General features: G+C 69.5%; 23 protein-coding genes and 1 pseudogene. 16 read left to right on the top strand and 8 right to left on the bottom strand.

The window, feature by feature from the left end:
- Positions 1-6 precede the first annotated feature (6 nt).
- Both ABZ707_RS17710 and ABZ707_RS17705 read right to left on the bottom strand, forming a co-directional pair.
- The gene (locus ABZ707_RS17710) at positions 7-594 is read right to left on the bottom strand and encodes a hypothetical protein (protein WP_360175033.1); all 588 of its coding nucleotides are present in this window, start codon (positions 592-594) and stop codon (positions 7-9) included.
- An 89-nt stretch (positions 595-683) separates the two neighbouring features.
- Positions 684-1,118 carry a protein-tyrosine phosphatase family protein gene (locus ABZ707_RS17705; RefSeq protein ID WP_360175030.1) on the bottom strand — a complete coding sequence of 145 codons (435 nt, stop codon included), beginning with the start codon at positions 1,116-1,118 and terminating at the stop codon, positions 684-686.
- Positions 1,119-1,394: 276 nt separating this feature from the next.
- Between ABZ707_RS17705 and ABZ707_RS17700 the strand changes: the two genes are divergently transcribed.
- The 7 genes from ABZ707_RS17700 to ABZ707_RS17670 all read left to right on the top strand — a co-directional run bounded on the left by ABZ707_RS17700 (position 1,395) and on the right by ABZ707_RS17670 (position 7,498).
- Entirely contained in the window at positions 1,395-2,402 is a 1,008-nt protein-coding gene (locus ABZ707_RS17700; RefSeq protein ID WP_360175028.1) for an amidohydrolase family protein, read from the top strand.
- Positions 2,403-2,576: 174 nt separating this feature from the next.
- A complete protein-coding gene (locus ABZ707_RS17695; protein WP_360175025.1) occupies positions 2,577-3,791 on the top strand; it encodes a cytochrome P450 in 1,215 nt (404 codons plus the stop codon).
- A gap of 4 nt (positions 3,792-3,795) precedes the next feature.
- Positions 3,796-4,440, top strand: coding sequence for a TetR family transcriptional regulator (locus ABZ707_RS17690; RefSeq protein ID WP_360175022.1), 645 nt, complete (start codon positions 3,796-3,798; stop codon positions 4,438-4,440).
- Between the two features lie 69 nt (positions 4,441-4,509).
- Positions 4,510-4,707: a ferredoxin gene (locus ABZ707_RS17685; protein WP_360175019.1), complete on the top strand. Its 198-nt coding sequence runs from the start codon at positions 4,510-4,512 to the stop codon at positions 4,705-4,707.
- Complete coding sequence (locus ABZ707_RS17680) at positions 4,704-5,891, top strand: FAD-dependent oxidoreductase (protein WP_360175016.1); 1,188 nt, start codon at positions 4,704-4,706, stop codon at positions 5,889-5,891. Before ABZ707_RS17685 ends, ABZ707_RS17680 begins: the two co-directional genes overlap by 4 nt.
- Positions 5,892-5,980: 89 nt before the next feature.
- Positions 5,981-7,204, top strand: coding sequence for a cytochrome P450 (locus ABZ707_RS17675; RefSeq protein ID WP_360175013.1), 1,224 nt, complete (start codon positions 5,981-5,983; stop codon positions 7,202-7,204).
- A gap of 99 nt (positions 7,205-7,303) precedes the next feature.
- Positions 7,304-7,498: a ferredoxin gene (locus ABZ707_RS17670; protein ID WP_360175010.1), complete on the top strand. Its 195-nt coding sequence runs from the start codon at positions 7,304-7,306 to the stop codon at positions 7,496-7,498.
- Between the two features lie 111 nt (positions 7,499-7,609).
- Here ABZ707_RS17670 and ABZ707_RS17665 read toward each other — a convergent pair whose 3' ends face one another.
- Complete coding sequence (locus tag ABZ707_RS17665; RefSeq protein WP_360175007.1) at positions 7,610-8,332, bottom strand: GntR family transcriptional regulator; 723 nt, start codon at positions 8,330-8,332, stop codon at positions 7,610-7,612.
- Between the two features lie 234 nt (positions 8,333-8,566).
- On the opposite strand from ABZ707_RS17665, the gene ABZ707_RS17660 reads away from it, so the two are divergent.
- The 6 genes and pseudogenes from ABZ707_RS17660 to ABZ707_RS17635 all read left to right on the top strand — a co-directional run bounded on the left by ABZ707_RS17660 (position 8,567) and on the right by ABZ707_RS17635 (position 14,860).
- On the top strand, positions 8,567-9,106 hold the full coding sequence (locus tag ABZ707_RS17660) for a YbhB/YbcL family Raf kinase inhibitor-like protein (protein WP_360175004.1): 540 nt from the start codon (positions 8,567-8,569) through the stop codon (positions 9,104-9,106).
- A 400-nt stretch (positions 9,107-9,506) separates the two neighbouring features.
- Positions 9,507-10,943, top strand: coding sequence for a rifampin monooxygenase (gene rox, locus ABZ707_RS17655; protein ID WP_360175001.1), 1,437 nt, complete (start codon positions 9,507-9,509; stop codon positions 10,941-10,943).
- Between the two features lie 162 nt (positions 10,944-11,105).
- The gene (locus ABZ707_RS17650; protein ID WP_360174998.1) at positions 11,106-11,726 is read left to right on the top strand and encodes a hypothetical protein; all 621 of its coding nucleotides are present in this window, start codon (positions 11,106-11,108) and stop codon (positions 11,724-11,726) included.
- Between the two features lie 154 nt (positions 11,727-11,880).
- Positions 11,881-12,469, top strand: a pseudogene (locus ABZ707_RS17645) (WYL domain-containing protein); the annotation flags it as partial.
- Positions 12,470-12,956: 487 nt separating this feature from the next.
- Positions 12,957-14,381, top strand: coding sequence for a poly-gamma-glutamate synthase PgsB (gene pgsB / locus ABZ707_RS17640; RefSeq protein ID WP_360174995.1), 1,425 nt, complete (start codon positions 12,957-12,959; stop codon positions 14,379-14,381).
- Entirely contained in the window at positions 14,378-14,860 is a 483-nt protein-coding gene (locus tag ABZ707_RS17635; RefSeq protein ID WP_360174992.1) for a poly-gamma-glutamate biosynthesis protein PgsC/CapC, read from the top strand. The genes pgsB and ABZ707_RS17635 overlap by 4 nt, the downstream gene beginning before the upstream one ends.
- A gap of 38 nt (positions 14,861-14,898) precedes the next feature.
- On the opposite strand, the gene ABZ707_RS17630 is transcribed toward ABZ707_RS17635, so the two are convergent.
- Both ABZ707_RS17630 and ABZ707_RS17625 read right to left on the bottom strand, forming a co-directional pair.
- Positions 14,899-16,092 (bottom strand): GDSL-type esterase/lipase family protein, encoded by a 1,194-nt coding sequence (locus ABZ707_RS17630; RefSeq protein WP_360174989.1) that lies wholly within the window; start codon positions 16,090-16,092, stop codon positions 14,899-14,901.
- Positions 16,093-16,183: 91 nt separating this feature from the next.
- The gene (locus tag ABZ707_RS17625; RefSeq protein WP_360175992.1) at positions 16,184-16,753 is read right to left on the bottom strand and encodes a WHG domain-containing protein; all 570 of its coding nucleotides are present in this window, start codon (positions 16,751-16,753) and stop codon (positions 16,184-16,186) included.
- A 197-nt stretch (positions 16,754-16,950) separates the two neighbouring features.
- On the opposite strand from ABZ707_RS17625, the gene ABZ707_RS17620 reads away from it, so the two are divergent.
- Positions 16,951-17,469, top strand: a complete 519-nt coding sequence (locus ABZ707_RS17620) for a GNAT family N-acetyltransferase (RefSeq protein ID WP_360174986.1) — start codon at positions 16,951-16,953, stop codon at positions 17,467-17,469.
- A gap of 111 nt (positions 17,470-17,580) precedes the next feature.
- On the opposite strand, the gene ABZ707_RS17615 is transcribed toward ABZ707_RS17620, so the two are convergent.
- Both ABZ707_RS17615 and ABZ707_RS17610 read right to left on the bottom strand, forming a co-directional pair.
- Positions 17,581-18,102, bottom strand: a complete 522-nt coding sequence (locus ABZ707_RS17615; protein WP_360174983.1) for an ATP-binding protein — start codon at positions 18,100-18,102, stop codon at positions 17,581-17,583.
- 195 nt (positions 18,103-18,297) lie between these two features.
- Positions 18,298-18,987 (bottom strand): helix-turn-helix domain-containing protein, encoded by a 690-nt coding sequence (locus tag ABZ707_RS17610; RefSeq protein WP_360174980.1) that lies wholly within the window; start codon positions 18,985-18,987, stop codon positions 18,298-18,300.
- Between the two features lie 115 nt (positions 18,988-19,102).
- On the opposite strand from ABZ707_RS17610, the gene ABZ707_RS17605 reads away from it, so the two are divergent.
- Positions 19,103-19,891, top strand: a complete 789-nt coding sequence (locus tag ABZ707_RS17605) for an SDR family oxidoreductase (RefSeq protein WP_360174977.1) — start codon at positions 19,103-19,105, stop codon at positions 19,889-19,891.
- A 52-nt stretch (positions 19,892-19,943) separates the two neighbouring features.
- On the top strand, positions 19,944-20,081 hold the full coding sequence (locus ABZ707_RS17600; protein ID WP_360174974.1) for a hypothetical protein: 138 nt from the start codon (positions 19,944-19,946) through the stop codon (positions 20,079-20,081).
- A 268-nt stretch (positions 20,082-20,349) separates the two neighbouring features.
- Here the strand turns inward: ABZ707_RS17600 and ABZ707_RS17595 are convergent, their stop codons facing one another.
- Positions 20,350-21,045 carry a hypothetical protein gene (locus ABZ707_RS17595; protein WP_360174971.1) on the bottom strand — a complete coding sequence of 232 codons (696 nt, stop codon included), beginning with the start codon at positions 21,043-21,045 and terminating at the stop codon, positions 20,350-20,352.
- Positions 21,046-21,275: the final 230 nt, after the last annotated feature.

The raw sequence follows: 21,275 nt of genomic DNA, 5'->3' as shown, positions 1-21,275 counted from the left end.
GGCCCCTCAGTGTGGTCGGCCCATCCGCGGATTGAGTGCGGCGAGGTGCTGTCGGAACGACGGGTCGGGCTGATGGGGCTCCGTCCGGCCCGTCTCCGGATCGATGTATCCCCAGGCACCCTTCCTGCCCGCGCCGCACACCATGAGCGTCAGGGTCCCGCCGGGCGCGGCGATTCGCGTGACCTCGTGAAATGTGGAGAGCGGCACATGGTTCGTGCCGCCCGCCTCATGCACCCGGGTCTCGGTGACAAGCTCGCCGTCGACCAGCTCGTACCGCTCCTCCGTGTAGCCGCCGCGCAGCACATGGGCGGTGAACTCCCAGGGATGGTTGTGGGGTCGCGGCTGCTCGCCGCCGCGCCGGTCGGGACCGAGCCACAGGTTCACCTTGACCGTACGGGACTCCTCGCGCCGCACCAGCAGCTCGGCCTTGTAGGCGAGGCCGTCGGGGCGGGGCACCAGGAGCCACCGGTCCTCGGATGTGAAGTCCTCCCAAGTGATCGCGTCGTCCGGTGCGAAGTCGGCCAGTCCCCGGACGGCGGCGTCGAAGAGATCCTCGTTCACCGGCAGTCCCGGCAGGACCTGTACCTCCGGCATATTTCCTCCTGTGCGGGGTGATTCCGTACTCGCGATCACGCGGCAGCCGCGCCGGCCGATGTCGCCGGCCCGTGTCGCAAACCGTGTCGCTAACCGTTGTCGAAGCGCCGCACCCAGCGTCGCTGCCAGGGGGTCTCCACCGCTCGCGGGCGGTAGTGCTCGCGTACGTACGCGACGGCCTTCCCGGCCGGGACGCCGCCCATGACGGCCATGCATGCCAGCGCCGTCCCGGTCCGCCCCAGACCACCGCCGCACGCGATCTCGACCCGTTGCTCCGCGGCGCGGGAGAGGGCCTCCCGCACGACACGGCGGGCCTCTTCGCGGTCCGAGGGGAGCCGGAAATCCGGCCAGCGCAGCCACGTCGCCTCCCATGCGGTCGGCGGAGGCCGTTTCCCCAGGAGGTACACCCCGAAGGACGGCACGGAGCCGGTCGGCAGGGGGTGACGAAGCCCCCGGCCACGCACCAGAACACCCGAGGGCAAGCGCATGACCCCGGGGTCGCTCGGAGCCCACGTCTCAGCCATGCGAGGACTCTACCGGGACGGCGACGGGCCCCGGCCTCCGCCGGCTCTCCGGCACCGAGGAGCCGCTCTTGCGAGGGCAGCGGCTCGTCCCGTTCATCGGCGAGCACGCGAGAAGGAGAAGCGGCTCGAACGAAACGATGGGCCACTCGAACGACCCGCCCGGCTTGTTACCCATGGGCGCCAGGGCGACCGGTAAAGGATGACCAGCAGTGCGGTCGGGCGCGTTCACGGAACCGGTGTCGTGGACACGTCCCGGCGGCGGTCGAGGAGAAGAAGATGGCTGTAACGGGTGGGATCCGCGCGGGAGTCATCGACGTTCACGCGCACTGGCTGCCTCGGGGACTGCTCGGCCTGCCGCCGGGATCACCGCTCGGAGGCATGAACGACCGCGGCGGAGAGCTGTTCCTCGGTGACATTCCGCTGTCCTTCCCCACTGAAGCGATCACCGATGTCGAAAGGGTCGTCGCCGATACCGTGAAAGCCGGTCTCGGCACCCGCGTCATCTCCCCACCGCCCTTCGCGTTCCCCGTCCACGCACCGTCCCGGGCCGACGACTACATCGCGTCCTACAACGAGCAGCTCGCGCGGGCCGTCTCCGCCTCGGACGGGGCCCTCGTAGGACTCGGACTGGTGCGCCTGGACGACGTGGCCGCCGCCCGGCGTGAGATGACGCGGCTGGTGGCCATGGACGGTGTCGCCGGTGTCGCTGTTCCGCCCGTGGTGCGGGGGCGGTCCTACGACGAGGGCGTCCTGCGCGAAGTGCTCGCTGTCGCCGCGGAGCTGGGGCTCGCCGTTCTCGTACACCCGATGCAGTTGCCGCAGCCGGAGTGGGGGAGCCACTATCTGGCCAACCTGCTCGGTAACCCGGTGGAAACCGCGACCGCCGTGGCCTCGGTGCTTCTGGGCGGCACCATGGAGGAACTGCCGGACCTGCGTGTCTGCTTCGTTCACGGCGGTGGCTGCGCGCCGTCGCTGCTGGGGCGGTGGGAACACGGCTGGCGGGTGCGCGCGGACGTACGCGGGGAGAGCGGCCGTCCGCCCGCCGAGATGTTCGCCCGGCTGTATTTCGACACCGTCACTCATGATCCTGAAGTGCTGGGGCTTCTCAGAGTCCGCGCCTCGCGGGACCGGATCCTGTGCGGAAGCGACTATCCGTTCGACATGGCACAGCCGGATCCCGTGCGCTTCGTTCTGGACAACGGGATCGACGCCGGGACGCTTGAAGCCAACGGCCGTGTGTTTCTGGGGCTTCAGCCGACCGACCCTCCGGGCGCGGGCGGATGACCGCGCGGGCCGTCTCCGGCTCCGACGACGGTGGACCAGGGCCCGCCGCGACCACGGCGCGTGTCCGCCAGCAGCGTGAACTCCACCCGTGGCGTGTTTTAAGTCAACCGCTTGACTTACGTTGGTCGGCCGCTTTAGCTGATCACACACGTCGGACGCCGGAAGGGGACTGTGATGAGCCTGGGCGAGCACGGCGGTGCGCTGAGGTATCCCTTGCCACCGGAGGGAGCCCTGGAGCCGCCGGCACGGTGGGCGGAGCTGCGCGAGCGGTGTCCGGTGGCGGGGGTGACGCTGCCCAGCGGTGACGCGGCGCTGCTGCTGACCCGCTACGACGATGTGAAGCGGGTCCTGTCCGATCCGCGCTGCACACGCTCGCTGGGCGCGGACGACGCGGCCAGGATCTCGGACAATGAGTCCGGTGGGGTGTTCAACGACTCGATGGCGCAGTCCCTCAGCGGCGCCGGGCAGGCGCGGTGGCGGCGGATGCTGACCAAGTGGTTCACGGCCAAGCGGATGAACGCGCTGCGCCCGGGGATCGAGGCGATGACCCACCAACTGGTCGACGCGATGGTCGAGCGCGGCCATCCGGCGGACCTCAAGGCCGGCGTCGGGTTCCCGCTGCCGGTCTGGGTGATCTGTGACCTGCTCGGTGTCCCGGACCGGGACCGGGACCGGTTCGCCCGCTGGTCCGACCTGCTGCTGAACCTCACCCGCTACGGCCAGGACGAGATCGACACCGCGAAGGCCGAGTTCTACGCGTATATGAGCGAGCACCTGGACGCCAAGCGTGCCGATCCGGACGACGGCCTGCTCAGCGCACTGATCACCGCGACCGACGCCGACGGCGAAGGTCTTACCGACGCCCAACTGGTTTTCACCGGGCAGGCGCTGCTTGTCGCCGGGCACGAGACGACCGCGAACATGATCGGCAAGATGATGGCCATGCTGCTCGCCGACCGCGAGCGGTGGCAGCGCCTGGTCGCCGACCGCTCGCTGGTACGGACGGCGGTGGAGGAGGCGCTGCGCTTCGACGCCAACCCCGGCTTCGGAATGCCTCGTTATGTGAATGAGGACATCGAGGTCGCCGGCACCGTCCTGCCCCGGGGCACCACAGTGGTGTGCAGCATGGCGGCAGCCAACCGGGACGAGGATGCCTTCACCGGGGCCTCGGCGATGGTCCTCGACCGCAGCCCCAACCCGCACCTGGCCTTCGGCGCCGGTCCCCACTCCTGCCTGGGGCAGTCACTGGCCCGCACCGAGCTGGTGACCGTACTCGATGTCCTGCTGCGTCGCCTGCCGTCCCTGGAACTCGCTGTGCCCGTGACGGAGTTGCGCCCGGTCGAGGGTCTGATCGTCGGCGGTCTGCGTACTGTTCCGGTGAGGTGGTGACGTGATGGGCAGAACGGCCCGGACAGAGCGGGCGGGCGAGACCAGAGAGCTGATACTCACCGTGGCGGAACGGTTGTTCGCCGAGCACGGTGTGTTCGCGGTGTCCAACCGGCAGATCAGCGAGGCGGCGGGGCAGGGCAACAACGCCGCCGTCGGCTACCACTTCGGTACGAAGACGGATCTGCTGCGCGCGATCGTCCGCAAGCACAGTGAGCCGATCGACGCCCTGCGCGAGCGCATGCTGGCAGAGGCGGACGGCTTCGTCGGCGTGCGGGACTGGGTCGGGTGTCTGGTGTGTCCGAGTACCGAGTATCTGGCGGCGTTGGGACGTCCCACCTGGTACGCGCGGTTCGGTGCCCAGTTGATGACCGATCCGGTGCTGCGGGAGCTGGTGATCGATGAGACGTTCGGCCCCTCGATCCACCGGACCCTCGACGGCCTCAACCGCTGCCTGGCCGATCTTCCGCTGCCCGTGCGGATCGAACGCGGTGACATGGCCCGCAACCTGATGGTGCACATGCTCGCCGAACGTGAACGCGCGCTGGCCGTGGGCGCCCACACCGCCCGCAGTAGCTGGCAGGCGTACGCGGCCGGGCTCATCGACGCGATAACCGGCCTGTGGCTGGCGCCCGTGACGCCTGCCCGGTAGCACCCGCCGACTGTCCGGAGCCCCGCCCGCGGGCGGGCCCCACGCCCCGTGACCGAGGAGAACCCCCCCATGAAAGTGACTGTGGACGAGGACAAGTGCTGCGGTGCCGGGCAGTGTGTCCTGATCGCGCCCGGCATCTTCGATCAGCGCGAAGACGACGGCATCGTGGTGCTGTTGCAGGCGGAGCCGGACGAGTCGTCGCAGGCGGCGGTGCGCGAAGCCGCCCAGGTCTGTCCCGCCGCGGCCATCGCGCTGGATGTCTCATGACCGCTCCGGCCAGTGTTCTGGTGGTGGGCGCCTCCGCGGCGGGGCTCGCGACGGTCGAGGCGTTACGCCGCGGCGGTTACCCGGGTGATGTGACACTCCTCGGCGCCGAGGCGCATCTGCCCTATGACCGGCCGCCCCTGTCCAAGCAGGTGCTTTCGGGGCGCTGGGACGCCGACCGTGTCAGGCTGCGTGACCCGGGAACGCTGGCGGCGCTGGGCGCCGAGATCGTTCTCGCCGATCCCGCTGTCGCACTCGATGCCGGGGCGAGGGCGGTCCGGACCGCCGCAGGACGGGTTCTGCGAGCGGATGCCATGGTGATCGCCACCGGTCTGAGTCCCCGGGTGTTTCCGGAGCAGACGGGCCTGTCAGGCGCTCATGTACTGCGGTCTCTTGACGACGCGCTGGCCCTGCGCGGGGAATTGCGGGCCGGGGCACGGCTTGTTGTTGTCGGTGACGGTGTGCTCGGCGGCGAGATCGCCGCGACCGCTCGCGGCATGGGGGCGGATGTCACTCTGGTGGGTCCTCAGCCGGCCCTCATGGCCGCTCAGCTCGGCCCCGATGCCGCGGTGTGTCTGGCCCGTCTGCACACCGAGCGCGGCGTGCGGTTGCTGCCGGGGACCGGTGTGGGTGGTCTGACGGCGGCGGACGGCCGTGTCACGGGGGTACGGCTGGACACCGGTGAGACCCTGCCGGCCGATGTGGTTGTTGTCGCGATCGGTGCGAGTGCCAATACGGAGTGGCTCGCGGACAGTGGTCTGGCCCTGGACGACGGCCTGGTGTGCGACTCACGCTGCCGGGCGGCCGACGGCATCTATGCGGCCGGGGATGTGACCCGCTGGCACCACGACGGGCTCGGCACACACGTACGCTGGGAGAACCGGACCAACGCCACTGAGCAGGGCATCGCGGTCGCCCGCGCGATCCTGGGCGATGTCCGCCCCTACCGGCCCGTGCCCTCCTTCTGGACGGATCAGTTCGACGCGAGGATCCAGGTGTACGGGGCACCCTCTGCCGACGCCGAACTGAGCGTTGTCGAGGGGGACATGGCCGACCGCCGCTTTGTCGCGGTCTATCGCGCCGGCGGCGCGGTCACCGGCGTCCTCGGCTGGAACATGCCCAGACAGGCCCGTCTGCACCGGCAGCGCCTGGTGGATGCCTACGCCGCTCTCGCGCCGGCGCCGTAAACCCTCATTCTCCTTCCGACCCTCCCGTGAACGCCGGTGTGCCGCCGGCCGCGAGGCGGGTCGCACTGTCACGCACAGGAAAGGACGCCATGACGGAGACCATGTCCTCGGCCGGAGGGCGGACGAGCGGGATTCCGGAGTTCCCGATGCCCCGCGCGGCCGGGTGCCCGTTCGATCCGCCGCCCGCCCTGCGGGAACAGCAGAAGGCGGGGCCGCTCACCAGGGTCCGGCTGTGGGACGGCAGTACACCGTGGCTGGTGACCCGGTACGCCGACCAGCGGGCGCTGATGGCCGACCCCCGTGTCAGCGCCGACATCACCCGTCCGGGATATCCGAGCCCGGCCGCGAGCAGAAGCAACAGCATCGGTTTCATTCTGATGGACGATCCGGAACACGCGCGGCTGCGCCGGATGGTCACCGCGCCGTTCACGATCAAACGAGTCGAGGCGCTGCGGCCGAGGGTGCAGCGCATCGTGGACGATCTCATCGACGGCATGCTCGCCGGCTCCGGTCCTGTCGACCTGGTCGAGGAGTTCGCCCTCCCGGTGCCCTCACTGGTCATCTGTGAGCTTCTCGGTGTCCCCTACGCCGATCACGAGTTCTTCCAGGACAACAGCAAGAAGATCATCAATCGCGATGCCACAACGGAGGAGCGCGGCGCCGCCCACGGGCGTCTGCTGGACTACCTGGACGCTCTGGTGGCCCAGAAGCGGGCCCGGCCCGCGGACGATCTCCTCTCCCGGCTGGCCGAGCGCGTGACCGCGGGGGAGTTGTCCCAGGTGGAAGCGGCCCGGATCGGGGTGCTGCTGCTGATCGCGGGCCACGAGACGACGGCGAACATGATCGCGCTCGGCACCCTGGCCCTGTTCCAGCACCCGGAGGAACTGGCCGCGCTGCGTGAGACGGAGGACCCGAAGCTCGTCGCCGGGGCGGTCGAGGAACTGCTGCGCTATCTGCACATCACGCACAGCGGACGGCGCCGGGTGGCGCTGGAGGACATCGAGGTCGCGGGACAGGTCATCCGGGCCGGTGAGGGGCTGGTCATCCCCAACGACATCGGCAACCGCGACCCGGACGCCTTCCCCGACCCGGACCGCCTCGACCTCCACCGTGACGCCCGCCATCATGTGGCCTTCGGCTTCGGTGTCCACCAGTGCCTGGGACAGCCGCTGGCCCGGATGGAACTCCAGGTCGTCTATGCCACTCTCTACCGGCGCGTCCCCACTCTGCGGCTCGCGGCCGCGCTGGAGGACATCCCCTTCAAACACGACGGGTCTGTCTACGGTGTCTATGAGCTTCCCGTCACCTGGTGAAGTGTCCCGCCTCCGCGGTGTTCCGCACGGCGTGCGGACGTCCCACTTCCCGTCTTCCACCTCTGCTTTCCTCCCTTGTCCGCCTTCTGAAGGAGCATCATGAAAGTCAGCCTCGACCAGGACAGGTGTGTCGCCTCCGGCCAGTGTGTTGTGGCCGCGCCCGAGGTATTCGACCAGCGTGACGAGGACGGCGTCGCCGTCCTCCTTGACGCCGCACCCCCCGCAGGCGACGCGGACGACGTCCGTCATGCCGCCGCCGTCTGCCCGGCTCTCGCCATTCGCCTGGAGGAGTAGCCCCCGGCCTCGCCTACCAGGACGCGTTGCGGAAGTCCCGTCCGGCCCCGGGCGGTCGGTGTCACTTTCGCAACGCGTCCGCCGGCTGCTCGGGCGACATGGCCAGAGTGGTCAGCGAGACGCGTCGCGGCTCTTCCCCTGGGGATGTGAGCAGTCGTCGTCTGGGGAGAGGGCGGCGGCGGTGCGGGTCAGGTGCCGATCGAGGAGTTGGGCAGCCGCGTCGGCGTCGCGGGCCAGCGCCGCCGCTTCGAGCCGCTTGTGCTCGCCGACGTGGTCACGAGCCGGTGTGCGATGTCCGGACCATCTGCGCGCCAGTTCGCTCGCCGTCCACAGCCGGTCGAAGGTGTCCAGCAGGACCGGGTTGCCGCAGCCCTCCAGGAGGGTGCGGTGGAAGACGCGGTGGGCCTCGGCCCAGACGCTGCTGTAGGACTCGCCCTCCTCGGCGGCACGCACCGGTGTCCGCGACAGCCGGTGATGGGCGGCGCGTACCCGGGCCTCCCATTCGATGTCGCCACGCTCGACGGCCATGCGCAGGACGACCGGCTCGATCGTCCTGCGGGCCTCGGTGATCTCCTGCCAGCGCCGGTCGGAGAGGGCCGGCACCGCGAAGCCCCTGTTGGGCAGCCGGTCGGCGAGCCCCTCACCGACCACCCGGACCAGGGCCTCGCGCACCACCGCCAGGCTGACCTTGTACTCCTTGGCCAGTTCCTGCGGTTTCAGGGCCTGCTCGGGGGCGTACACCCCCCGCATGATCGCGTCCCGCAGGCGGGCATGGACCCGCTCCGAGAGCATCTGCTTCCCCGAGGGGGCCGGGGTGTCAGCCGTCTGAGTCATGCGCTCAGCATAGACGATCTCATGGATAATCGATTATTAGTGTTATGGTCGATCACGAGGGGCGACGCGGTCCCTTCCGCGTTCACCCCGTCACCGAGGTCCGCTGTCACCGAGGTCCGCTGTCACCAGCAGCATGCCCGCCGGGACCGCATCCACCATGGGCACCCACCACGTCGACCGCGACCGCCAGTACCTCCGTAGAACCCCCCGTAGCACCCCGAAAGGAACAGCGGCATGACCGCCAACGACCACTTCGCCCGCCTCCCCGAGGCGGCGACCTTCACCGTCACGAGTACCACCGTCGCCGACGGCGCCCCCTGGCCCGCCGAGCAGTTCTCCGGCCTCTTCGGCGTCCCGGGCGGCAAGGACGTCTCCCCGCAGTTGTCGTGGAGCGGCGCTCCCGAGGGCACCAAGAGTTACGCGGTGACGGTGTACGACCCGGACGCCCCGACCGGCTCCGGCTTCTGGCACTGGGCGGTTGCCGACATCCCGGCCACCGTCACCGAGCTTCCGGAGGGCGCGGGTGACGACAACGGTTCCGGTCTGCCCGAGGGCGCCTTCCAACTGCCCAACGACGCGCGCTCGGCCCGCTTCATCGGCGCCGCCCCGCCGGCCGGACATGGCCCGCACCGCTACGTCATCGTGGTGCACGCGCTCGACGTGGAGTCCATCGGCGTCCCGGCCGAGGCCACCCCGGCCTTCCTGGGCTTCACCATCGCCGGCCACATCCTCGGCCGCGCGGTCCTGACCGTCACCGCCGAGACGCCTGCCTGACGACACCTCAGGCCGTGGGGAAGCAGCGGTCGCTGCTTCCCCACGGTTGCTCAAGGACGCCTGCCGCGCCGGCCGGCCCGGTGTCCGCTTCGGCACGAGCCTGTCCGGCTCCAGCGCACGGCAAAGGGCAAGGAGAGCATTCGCTCCTTGCCCTCTTCAACGTATAGCGCACCGGGGGGCTTGCGGCAAGGCCCGTATCGTGCCGCAGAATGGTCGGCCCAGGCCCAGAACCTGCGGAAACACCAGATTCGCGACGAGCGTGTGTTGTGTCGGGCACGCGCACGAACGTCGCACCGCGGGAGGGACTCGCGGCGCGGTCGCGGGGGCTCGGCGCGGTGGTGCGCGTGTGCGCCGCGCGGGGCGGCTTGCCGAAATCCATTTTTGTGAGACGGGCGTTCTGATGATTGATGTGATCGTGGTCGGCGGCGGACCGACCGGCTTGATGCTGGCCTGCGAGTTGCGGCTGGCCGGAGTGCATGTGGTCGTGCTGGAGAAGTTGACCGAACCGACCAGGCAGTCCCGGGGGCAGGGGCTGCACACGCGCAGCGTCGAGATGATGGACCAGCGCGGAATGCTGGACCGGTTCCTCGCGGTCAGTAAGAAGTTCCAGGCCGGTGGTTTCTTCGGCGGTGTCCACAAGGGATGGCCGGACCGGCTGGACACGGCTCACCCGTACGGCCTCGCCACGCCGCAGCCGGTCACCGAGCGGCTGCTCCATGAGCGCGCCCTCGAACTCGGCACCGAGATCCGGCGCGGCTGCGAACTGGTCGGGCTGAGCCAGGACGAGAACGGGGTGAGCGTTGAACTGGCCGACGGCACGCTCCTGCGCTCGCGCTACCTCGTCGGGTGTGACGGCGCCCGCAGCGCGGTGCGCAAGCGGCTCGGTGTCGGTTTCCCCGGCGAGCCGGCCACGGTCGAGACGCTGCTGGGCGAGATGGAGGTGACCGAGGATCCGGCGACGATCGCCGCCCTCGTCGCCGAAGTCCGCAAGACCCAGCTGCGGTTCGGCGCCGTCTCCATCGGAGACGGGGTGTACCGCGTCATCGTGCCCGCCGAAGGGGTGACCGAGGACCGTGCGACCGCGCCGACCCTTGAGGAGTTCAGGGAGCGGCTACGGGCTGTCGCGGGCAGCGACTTCGGCGTGCACTCGCCGCGCTGGCTGTCCCGGTTCGGCGATGCCACCCGGCAGGCCGAGCGCTACCGGGTCGGCCGGGTGCTGCTGGCCGGCGACGCGGCGCACATCCACCCGCCGACCGGCGGGCAGGGGCTCAACCTCGGTGTGCAGGACGCGTTCAACCTCGGCTGGAAGCTCGCCGCCGAGATCAACGGCTGGGCCCCGGACGGGCTGTTGGACAGCTACCACGCCGAACGGCACCCGGTGGCCGCCGACGTGCTGGACAACACCCGTGCGCAGATCACGCTGCTGGGGACGGACCCGGGTGCGGTCGCGCTGCGGGAGCTGTTCTCGAAGCTGATGGACTTCGAGGAGGTGAACCGGTACGTGACCGGGATCATCACCGCGGTGGACGTCCGCTACGACTTCGGCGAGGGCCACGGGTTGCTCGGCCGGCGGCTGCGGGACGTGGGACTGAAGCGCGGGCGCCTCTACGAGTTGACGCACGGCGGCCGGGGGCTGCTGCTCGACCAGACCGGCCGGCTCTCGGTGGCGGGCTGGGCAGACCGGGTCGACCATGTCGTCGATGTCGTTGATGTCAGCGAGGAACTGGACGTGCCCGCCGTGCTGCTGCGGCCGGACGGCCATGTGGCCTGGGTCGGCGAGGATCAGCAGGATCTGCTCAGCCGGCTGCCCACATGGTTCGGCGCCGCCGTCGGTTGAGGCGACTTGTGTGCCCCGTGCCGGGCTCGCGCGTCCCGGCACCGCCCCTCGTCCTCGTATGCTCTTTCTTCTCTTCCCGCCGGCGTAGCGAGCGGCGACGGTGGCAAGGAGGAAGAGTGGCTGCCGAACAACCCATGCAGGAATGGACAACAGGGGGACATCATGGCCGCGACGGCACTGGCACGCAGGCCCCGGGCCGGGCGTTCGGACCGGTGGGGGACGGGCATCGCGCTTGCCGCGCTGGCGAGCCTGACGGTGGCCGGCTGCGGCAGCCCGGACGAGGCCGGCGAGGCGGCCCCACCGACTCGGCAGATCTCGAAGTCCCCGTCCGCCGGGCCCTCCGCGCAGAAGCCGCCGCCCTCCGCGCAGAAGCCGCCGCCCTCCGCGCGGAAGCCGTCCGCCGCGCCGCCGTCGGCCAAGCCGTCGGTGTCGGCGGCGGACGGACGTAACGTCGGCGCCTGTGCGGACGGCACCTGCGAGATCGCCGTATCGGAGCCGGTGACGTTCCGTTTCAAGGGCCCGGCCGGTCCGGCGACCCTGTCCGTGACCGAGGTCGGCCCGAACAAGGTCGAATACACGGTGAAGTCGGGCAACGGCCGCTCCGAGGGCGGGGCGACCGGCCCGGGGCAGGGGTGCATCACAGTCCTCCGCAGCAACGGCAGCAGCAACTCCTGCGGCGGTCTGGGGGACGCCGCCCGGCCGAGTCCCCAGCCCCGTGCCGTGGTGATTCAGGCGGCGACAGGCGCGGAGGGGACGGCGATCCTCCACATCGTGTCCGACTGACTGTCGGGCGCCTCACGCCAGAACGGACGGGACCGGCGAAGGGCGCGTGTGGCCATCGCGAGCGTCCCCCTGCCGGGCCGGCTCTTCAGTTGGCGCGCGGGCCAGGCTGTGGGTTGCCTGCTTCCTCCGCGCGTTCCGTACGGGGCGCGCCCTCCCGGTTGCGGACGGTGTGCTCATGACGCTCAGTGCCGCTGTCCACGCCCGCGAGGTGCTGCGCTTCGACTACGCCTCAGTGTCCCCACGCGGAGCCGCTGACGACAGCCCCGAACCCGCTGTGCGCCGGGTGCAGCCTCACCATCTCGTCACCTGGGGAGGACGCTGGTACCTCGTCGCCTGGGACCTCGACCGCGAGGACTGGCGCACTTTTCCGCGCGGACCGGATCACCCCGCGCACCCCCACGGGGCCCCGCTTCACCCGGCGCGAACTGCCCGGAGGCGAGGTGGCCGGCGGGTTCCGGGGGGCCGACGGCTCCGGTGACTGGCCCTGCCGCGGCGAGGTGATCCTCGGTCTGCCCGCCGCCGCGGTGTCCCGCTACATCTGTGACGGAGTCGTCGAGGCAGTCGGCGCGGACCGCTGCCGGCTCGTGCTGGGCTCGTGGTCGTGGCCGGGCCTGGCCGCCACCATCGGCAGGTTCGACGCCGACATCGAGGTCGTCGGCCCGGCCGAGCTCAGGGACGCCTTCGCGGAGCTGGCCCGCCGTTGTGCGAAAGCCGCGACCGGCGGGGCATATCCGGTCCCGTAAGCCCGGTGCGGTCTCCACCACCATGGAATCCGGCTCCGGTGGTTTCCACCGGGCCACGGGACCGTGACTTCCTGCCGGCTGATCGGAGGGGAGCGCCCCGGTCGCCGGTCGCGTGGCACTCGCGGCCCGCGCGGCCGCCCTGTCCGCCGTCGGCAGGGGCGTGGGTACGGGTGGCGTGTCGGCACCCGTACCTCGCGGGCGGCGGCGATATCCTCCTGCACGTCCGGTCCCGCCCCGATGTTGCTGCCGCTTCAACCCCGCCGGGGACGTTCTCGTCGTGTCGCAACAGTGGGTGAGCGAGCGCGGCCGTACCGACACCGTCACGGAACAGGTGCACCGCGCCTTCAATGCGGGTGGTGCCACACAACGGGGCCGGGTCTGTCGCGCGCCTCGGTGCTGCCGCTCCCCGGAACTGTCGCGTCGGCAGGTTCCGGGGCGGCGCAGGCGCGACGGCGCGTCAGTCCCCGCCGAAAGGATCTGACCGACCGTGCTCTTCCTCTATTTCGTGCTGCTCGCGTGCAGCGCGGTCCTGCTGGTCGCGGGGGTCGTCGAACAGGCGCGGCACTTCGCCAACCTGAACCGCATCCCTGTCCGGGTACTGGTCAACGGGATCCGTGGTAAGTCCTCCATCACCCGGTTGTGCGCGGGCGCGTTGCGCGGCGGCAAGCTGGTCACGGTGGCCAAGACCACGGGTACGGCGGCTCGGTTCATCCATCCGGATGCGACCGAGGAGCCGATCCACCGTAAGTTCGGTGTGGCCAATGTGGTGGAGGAGATCGGCATTGTGCGGCGTGCCGTGGCGTACAGCCCCGACGCCCTGGTGGTCGAGTGCATGGCTGTCACGCCGGCGCTCCAGGAGATCAACCAGTCGAAGCTGATCCGGTCCACAATCGGGGTGCTGTGCAACGTACGGGGGGATCATCTCGCCGAGATGGGTCCGACTCTGGACGACGTGGCGCGTTCGCTGTCCCGTGCCATGCCGGAGGACGGCGTGTGTGTCACCGCGGAGAAGGACCGGTTCGCGATCCTTCAGGAGGAGGCCGATGCCCGGAACTGCCGGCTGATCTACGCGGACCCGGAGACGGTCTCCGACGAGGAGCTGCGCGGCTTCAGCTGGTTCACGTTCAAGGAGAACGTGGCCATCGCGCTGAAAGTGGCCGAGTTGCTGGGTGTGGAGCGCGGGACGGCGCTCCGGGGTATGTACGACGCGCCGCCGGACCCGGGTGTCCTTTCCGTGGAGCGCTATCTCACGCACGACGGGAAGCGGCTGCGGTTCGCGAATGTCTTCGCGGCGAACGACCCCGAGTCGACGCTGATGAACATCGACCGGCTCCTTGGTCTGGGCGCCGTCAGCCGTCCGCTCCATGTGGTCATCAATTGCCGTCCCGACCGGGTCGAGCGCAATGGCCAGATGGGCGGGATCATCCCCGAACTCCGGCCGGAGAAGGTCTTTGTGATCGGGCACCCGGCGAAGAGCGCGATCGACGCGATCCCGGCCGAATGGCGGTCGCGGGCGGTGGACCTGGGCGGCGAAAAACGCGATCCCGGCGAGCTCACCCGGGATCTGCTCGGCATGCTCGGACCGGACACCTCGCTGGTGGCGATCGGCAATATCCATGGTCAGGGCGAGTCGCTGCTGGAGCATCTGGCCGAGTTGCCGTCGGACGGGACGGTGCACGGGGAGCAGCGAGAGGGGCCGGGCGCCGGCGCCGGTGGTCCCGTTCCCGGTGCGCCCGGTGCCACCGACCCAGTGGAGCGCCCCTCGTCCCGCCGCCCACGGCCGCACCAGCCCGGGTATCCGCACATGCCGCACATGCCGCACATGCCGAACCACTCGAACCACTCGCATCCCTCGAACCCCCCGGACCCCTCCGATTCGACGGCGCCACAGCAGCCGGGGGAGTTGCGTTGATCCCCGCAGTCCTCACCCCGGAGATCGCCGCTGTCGGCATCGGTGTGGGCCTGATGTTTTCCCTGGTCTGCTACCTCACGACCAATCTTTCTCCGGGTGGCATGATCACGCCGGGCTGGCTGGCGCTGACTCTTGTCGAAGACCTTCAGCGTGTTGTTCTGGCCGTCGGTGTGACTGTCCTGACGTATGGGACCACACTGCTCGTGCAGCGCGTTGTGATCCTCTACGGAAAACGTCTGTTCTCGGCGGTCGTGATGCTCGGCGTCCTGCTCCAGGGCGCTGTGATGATGGTCCTGTCGCTCGAATTCCCGCTGGTGTACGCGAACCAGACGCTGGGTTTCATTGTGCCGGGCCTCATCACGTACCAGCTCGTTCGGCAGCGCAAGGGTGCGACCGTGCTCGCCACCGGCGCGGTCACACTCACGGCCTTTTCCGTCCTGACGGCGGGAATTCTGCTCGGCGCTCTGCCGTCCGCCTGACCCCCCAACCGAGACACCGGGATCTGGCCCGGGCAAGCTCAGCCCTTTGGCCCCCTGCCAGGCCGGGCAGCGAAGGGGCCGCCGTCGCCGAATACGAGCCGTGCGAAATTCTCGCCGATGCGACGGTGTCCGGCGGGATCGGGGTGCACCTCGTCGGGCAGCGGGATCTCCGCGTAGTCCGTTGTGCCGTAGAGGTTACGGCCGTCGAGGTAGTGCAGGTTGGGGTCGTCGGCCGCCCGCCGGCTGACGACCCGGGCGAGTTCGTCGCGGATGACGTTGAGCGTCAGGCGTCCGGCGGCGCGTTCGGCTGGATCGCCCGTGGCCCTGAACCGCAAGGTCCCGCCGTCGACGTCGGGCGCGAGAGGGCCGGGAGTGTCCTCCTGGACCGGGCACAGGATGGAGGACACGACCAGCAGCGGCGTGGCCGGGTGCCCCTCGCGGATGGTGTCGAGGAAGCCGTGGACCGCGGGTGCGAAGGCGCGCAGGCGCATCACATCGGCGTTGACGACATTGATGCCGATCTTGAGGCTGATCAGGTCGGCGGGGGTGTCCCGCATCGCACGGGCGGTGAACGGGTCGAGCAGGGCGCTCCCGCTGAACCCGAGGTTGACCAGCTCCACACCGCCCCGGGCCGCGGCCAGGGCGGGCCAGATGGCGGTCGGGTGGGCGGCGTTCGAGCCGTGGCTGATGGAACTGCCGTGGTGCAGCCACACCCTGCGTCCGCTGTCCGGCGCCGGCTCGACGGGCGCGTCGGTGCGCAGGGCGATCAGCTCGGTGATCTCCGTGTGCGGAAGCCAGATCTCGACGTCCTTGTCACCTGACGGCAGATCGGTGAACCGGGCGGTGCCGGCAGGCCCCTCGGACAGTTCGGCGGCCTGGGTGACCATGTCGACGATCGTGCGGACGTTACCGCCGGCCACCGTGGCCTGGGCTGCGAGACGGCCGTCGACCAGCAGGTCGTACACGCCGTCCGCCGGGGGCGGGAAACCTTGGTACACCCGCTTGGTGGGCAGTGTGTCCAGTTCGATGGCCGTGGCCCGGGTACGAAACGCCAGGCGCACACCGGAGGGCTGCGCCTCGGCCGTGGCCAGTTGGTCGTCGGGGATCTGCAGACGAGCCCGAGCGGGCAGCCGGTGCGGCAACAGGCCGTGCTCCGTCGGTTCCACCTCGAGGTGACCGCGCAGGAAGTCAGCGGTGACAGGTGTGGTGATCCAGGTGTGCTCAGTGGTCATTGTTCCAGTCTTCAGATCAAGGTGTGCGTGGTTCGGGTGCGCCGGTGCGCCACGCGGCGGGCCGCGTGCGGCGGTGTGGCCCTCCGGCCGGTCAATGCGCGGTCCGGTTGCGCAGCAGAGTGTCGAGGGAGTCCAGGATCCAGGCCCAGGATTCCTGCGGGTCGACGGCGGTGTGCTCGAAGCCTCCGGCCATCTCCAGGCTGGCGTAACCGTGGAAGACGCTGCCGAGCATCCGGACCGCGTGTGTCTGGTCCGGCTCCGCCAGGTCGTAGCCGCGCAGGATCGCCCGAGTCATGTGTGCGTGCCGTACCCCGGCGCTGGCGGCCGCCGTCTCGGGATCGAGTCTGAGACGGGCGGCGGCGTAGCGGCCCGGATGCTCCCGGGCGTAGTCGCGGTAGGCGTTCGCGAAGGCTGCCAGGGCGTCCTTGCCGGCGCGGCCGGCCAGCGCGTCGGCGGCCCGGTCGGCGAGTTCCCCCAAGGCGAACAGGGCGATCCTGGTCTTGAGGTCCTGGGAGTTCTTCAGGTGCGAGTACAGACTCGCGACCTTGACGTCGAACCTCCGGGCGAGCGCCGAGACGGTTACCTGGTCGAAGCCGACCTCGTCGGCCAGCTCCGCGCCCGCCCGGGTCAGGCGTTCCGGGGTCAGCCCTGCTCTCACCATCATCTTCCTTCCATTCGATGACTACCATTATGCATTTGCCTAATATCTTTAGGAATGTATCCATGGCGCTGACAGTGCCCTGGGCCGGGGGCCCTGGACCGGGGTCGGACATCCGGATCGGCCGACGGGTCGGAAGCCCCTGCCGCTGTCGGTCGTATGAGACTGCTGCCCGGCGGGTGTGCGATAGGTTGCCCGCCATGACCGAGCTCGGAGCTGTCGCCTGGCCGCCTGCCCGGATCAGGACGGAGCGGCTCGTGCTCCGTGAGCCCGGGGCCCGGGACCGTGCGGCGTTCATTGACCTGTTCGCCTCGCCAGAGGTGGGCGCCTACATCGGCTGCCCTCGCCCGCGTGAGGAGATCGAGCGCGCGGTGCCTGAGGTGCCCGGGCGGCGCCCTGGCCTCTTCGTGATCGATCTCGACGGAGCGATGATCGGCATGATCACGCTCGATCGGCGCGACGCGGGGCGTCCGGGGCACGTCCGTCCGGAGGCCGGGGAGGTCGAGCTCGGCTACATGCTTCTGCCGGAGGCGTGGGGATACGGGTACGCCGCCGAGGCACTTCCCAGCGAGCCGGTGGTGCTCCGCACCCAGACCGCCAACGACCGCTCGATGCGCCTCGCGGTGAAGCTGGGGTTCACCGAGGTGGAGCGGTTCGAGGAGTACGGCGCCGAGCAGTGGCTCGGCGTGTGGTCCTCGGTCGTGCCGTCCGGGTGTTGATTTCCGGGTGAGCTTTGCAGCGGTTCAGTTGACCGGGCCGGGGCCGGCTGTGTCGGCAGGGCACGGACGGTCGCGTGGCGTACACGGATACGGGCCTCTGTGATCACGGCCTCAGCCCTTGACGGCCTCCGCGATCCGGAGAGCTGCCTCGGCGGGCGTGAGGTGCGTGGTGTCGACGACCTCGGCGTCGTCGTGCAGCCACGTGCGGGCCGCCTCGGCATAGGGCTCAAGGTAGGTGAGACGGAATGGGGAGGGACCCATAACAGTGTCCCCCTCGATGCGTCCACGGAGGGTGTCCTGGTCAGTGTGGAGAACGAAGTGCTGTACGGGAATGGCATGTTGAGCAAGGCCCGAGCTGATCTCGCGCCAGTATTGCTCGACCAGGACAGTCATGGGCATCACCAGAGTGCCGCCGGTGTAGTCGAGGACGCGGCGGGCGGTCTCGACGACGAGCGGCCGCCACGGCGGCCAATCCTGGAAGTTGCCCGTCCAGGGCAGCCCCGGCGTGATGTCCATGAGTGTCTCGCCGACCTTCTCGGCATCGAACACCCGTGAATCCGGAATCAATTGCTGCACAAGTGCACTGGTTGTCGTCTTGCCGACGCCGTGGGTGCCGTTGAGCCATACGATCATGGGCCCGACTCTAAAGCCTCTTGTTGGGATTGTGCTGGGCTCGCGTGGAGCGGGCTCCGTCCTGCTCGTCGCCGGCGCGGCGTACACGGTGCGGCCCCCGGTCCGCGTTCATCCGCAGGATGACGCACCACGTCATACCGGCGCCCGCTCCGGGTCGAGAGAAGCGGTCCGGGCCGGGGCCGGCGCAGCCGTCGGTCAGCCGCAACCGGAGTCTTCGAGGGCATGCGGGAGGAGCGGATCACTGTTGAGTGCCTCGGCCATGGGGTCGGGGGCTTGGTGTACCCGGGTCTCGGAGGAGCCGCCCAGCGCGCCGAGTGTCGTTCGGACGAGGAGGTTGACCTTCGCCTCGGTGTCGTCCGAGGTGGTCGATGAGATCAGGGTCGGAGAGTCCGCGGGCAGGTCGTGGACCTCGTGGAGAAGGGCCAGATAGACGCGCCGGCACCAGGCGGCGTCCGTGGCGGTGATGGCCCCTGTGCCTCGCAGGCGGGCGAAGAGCAGGTCGAGGCCGTCGAGGACGGCCGGTGTGAGGGCTGCGGTGAGCTGGATGGCGAAGCGATGGCTGAGTTTCAGTGCGAAGACGGTCTGCGTCAGACGGTGCAGCGCGATGAGGGGCGGCGCGGTCTCCACCCGCGCTTCCGCCAGTCCGAGCAGGTAGCGCTGAGTGAGCCGCTCCGCCAGGGCGTCCAGCAGTGCGGTGCGGGAAGCGAAACGGCGGTGAACGGTGGCCCGGCCGAGTCCGGCGGCGTCGGCGATCCGCTCCAGGGATGCGTGGGGATCCAGCGCCAGCACCGCCTCGGCTGCGTCCAGGATGCGGGCCATGTTGCGTTCGGCGTCAGCGCGTATCCGGCGGGAGGGGCCCATGCCGCCTCCTCCTTTCTCGTCCACGGGGTCACCCTACCCTCCACATCGGTAAGTGAGGCACATGCGTCTCACTTATTGACCAAGTGAGGCGATGGTGTTTCACTTATGGCGTCAGAACCTTCTCACCAGGGAGTACGTGATGGATCTTCAGCTCGTCGGCAAGCGTGTGCTGGTCACTGGGGCCAGTAAGGGAATTGGCCTCGCAATCGTTCGGGCGTTTCAGGAGGAGGGTGCAATCGTGACCGCGACGGCGCGGAGCGTCACCCCCGAGCTCAAGGCCACGGGAGCCGCTTTCGTATCCGCCGACCTCTCCACGGTGGACGGCCCGCAGCGCATGGTCGAGGCCGTCCTGGCCGGTGATTCCAGGCTCGATGTCCTTGTCAACAATGCCGGGGGTGGCGTCGTGCCGGACGAGGCGTTCGGCGATCCGCTCGACGGCGGGGACGGCACGTGGGCGGCAGGTTTCGATCTCAATCTTCACGCGGCGGTTCGCACCATCCGCGCTGCCCTGCCCTCACTCGTCGAAGCCCGAGGCGCCGTGGTCAACATCAGTTCCGACAGCGCCCGTCGGCCGGGTGCGGAGCCGATGCCCTACAGCGTCGCCAAGGCGGCTCTGAACGCTTTCACCCGACAGCTCGCAGAGCGCGTGGCGCCCTCCGGAGTGCGCGTCAATGCGATCTCACCGTCAGCGACGCGCACGAACCTGGTGACGGGCAAGGACGGATACATCGCTCAGGTGGCGGACAAGGCGGGCGTCGATCATGGCACACTAGTGGCAAGTCTGCCGAAACACAACGGGATGCTCACTGAGACTCTGATCGACCCCTCCGAGATCGCTCGGACGGTGCTGCTGCTGGCCTCTCCGACCATGCCGAGTGTGATCGGCGCAAACTGGCTCGTCGATGCGGGAGCGACCAAGGTCGTCTGAACGCGCTTCTCAGCTGCCCCGGCGAGCAGGGGGAGCGGTTCGAGAGCTGACAATGACGTATCTGGTCGCCGGGCTGCCGCCTCAGGTCGGAAACGATCTTGAGGTCTCCGTGGGAGCCGCCGGACAAGCGGTGACTGCGTACGCCCTCGGAGTGGTGGTCGGCGGACCGGCCTGGCGGGTGGGGTCCTGAGCCTAATCGGACTGGCCCTGACCCATCTCGTCCTGCCCCGGACACGGACGTCGGCGAAGGACACCGGCCCAAAGTGACGGCGCCGTAGGAGCTGAACCGGCGGCAGTCACCGAGGAGACAACATTCTGATCGCCGGTCGGCCGGGGCCGTGAGCGGCAACGACGGAGCCGCAGATCATCCTCGCGACATGGGCCGGTGCCTGCCCCACCTGTCACCGCGACATACCCACACCAACACCGACCTGACCAGGCACTGTTAGGTACCTGGCTCAGGACATGAAGGCAGCCGACACGAGCGCCAGGTCTTCCGGCGTTAGGGCGAAGCCATTGGACGGGTTCCGGTACGAGTACGCGCCGTCGTCCACGCGAACACCGTTCTTGCTGCTCCAGCGGGAGACCCCTCCCGCGCCTTGGCCTTCAACGAGAGCGACAGCGAGTTCTTCGGGGGTCTCAACGGCAGTAACTTCACTGAGAGCTGCCACCAGGCGGTGTGTCGCGTTGGTTGGGATGCTGTCGTCTCCGAGCGCGGGCAACAGTAGCAGGAGTCGGCGGTGTGAATCGGCTGTGCTGCCTCCGGGCAGCCCGTTGTCGGCGGCAGAGAACAACTCGGGCCAGGACAGGGCGGGACCCATGAAGTGCCCGTCGTCCTTGGCCAGCAACAGAGCTCGCTCCCAGATGGAGTGTTGCAGGAGATAGTCGACACCGGGGTCGTCCTTCCACGCGCGGTAGACGACGCGGAGGAGGTGTCCGGCGGTCAGCGGGACAGTGAAGACGGGCCACTTCGCCCTCTCCAGCAGATCCCGGTGGAACACCTCGGCCGCCTCGTAGTCCGCACCGAAGAGCAGTTCTTCCGCGTCCTCGTCGTGAGCGCACGAGTACAGGTGGCCAAGCCAGAAAAGAGGTTCCTCCAGCAGCTCCGGCTGGTGGACAAGAGGGCGACCGTCGTACCCGGGTATCTCCATCATGCGGATCATTATGCCGCCTACCCGGCTGTCCCCTTTACAGGCGGCCCGCGCCGTTCCGGGGCCTGGCCGCAAGGCCTCGCGTGCGTCATCACGGCGATGCGGAGTGCGAAGTCTTTTGGGGTATCTTGCCGGCTTAGAGGATGTCTCACGTGGCGAGCTTCGCGAGTCTTTTGTAGCAGGTGAGGGCTGCGGCGAGGCCGAGGAAGGCAAGGAAGTGGCTGCCCTTTCGC

Origin of the sequence: Streptomyces sp. NPDC006923 (genome assembly GCF_040635655.1) — a bacterium.
Lineage (GTDB): Bacteria > Actinomycetota > Actinomycetes > Streptomycetales > Streptomycetaceae > Streptomyces.
Note: the sequence above shows the minus strand (reverse complement) of the source record. Positions and strands in the feature narration are given on the sequence as shown.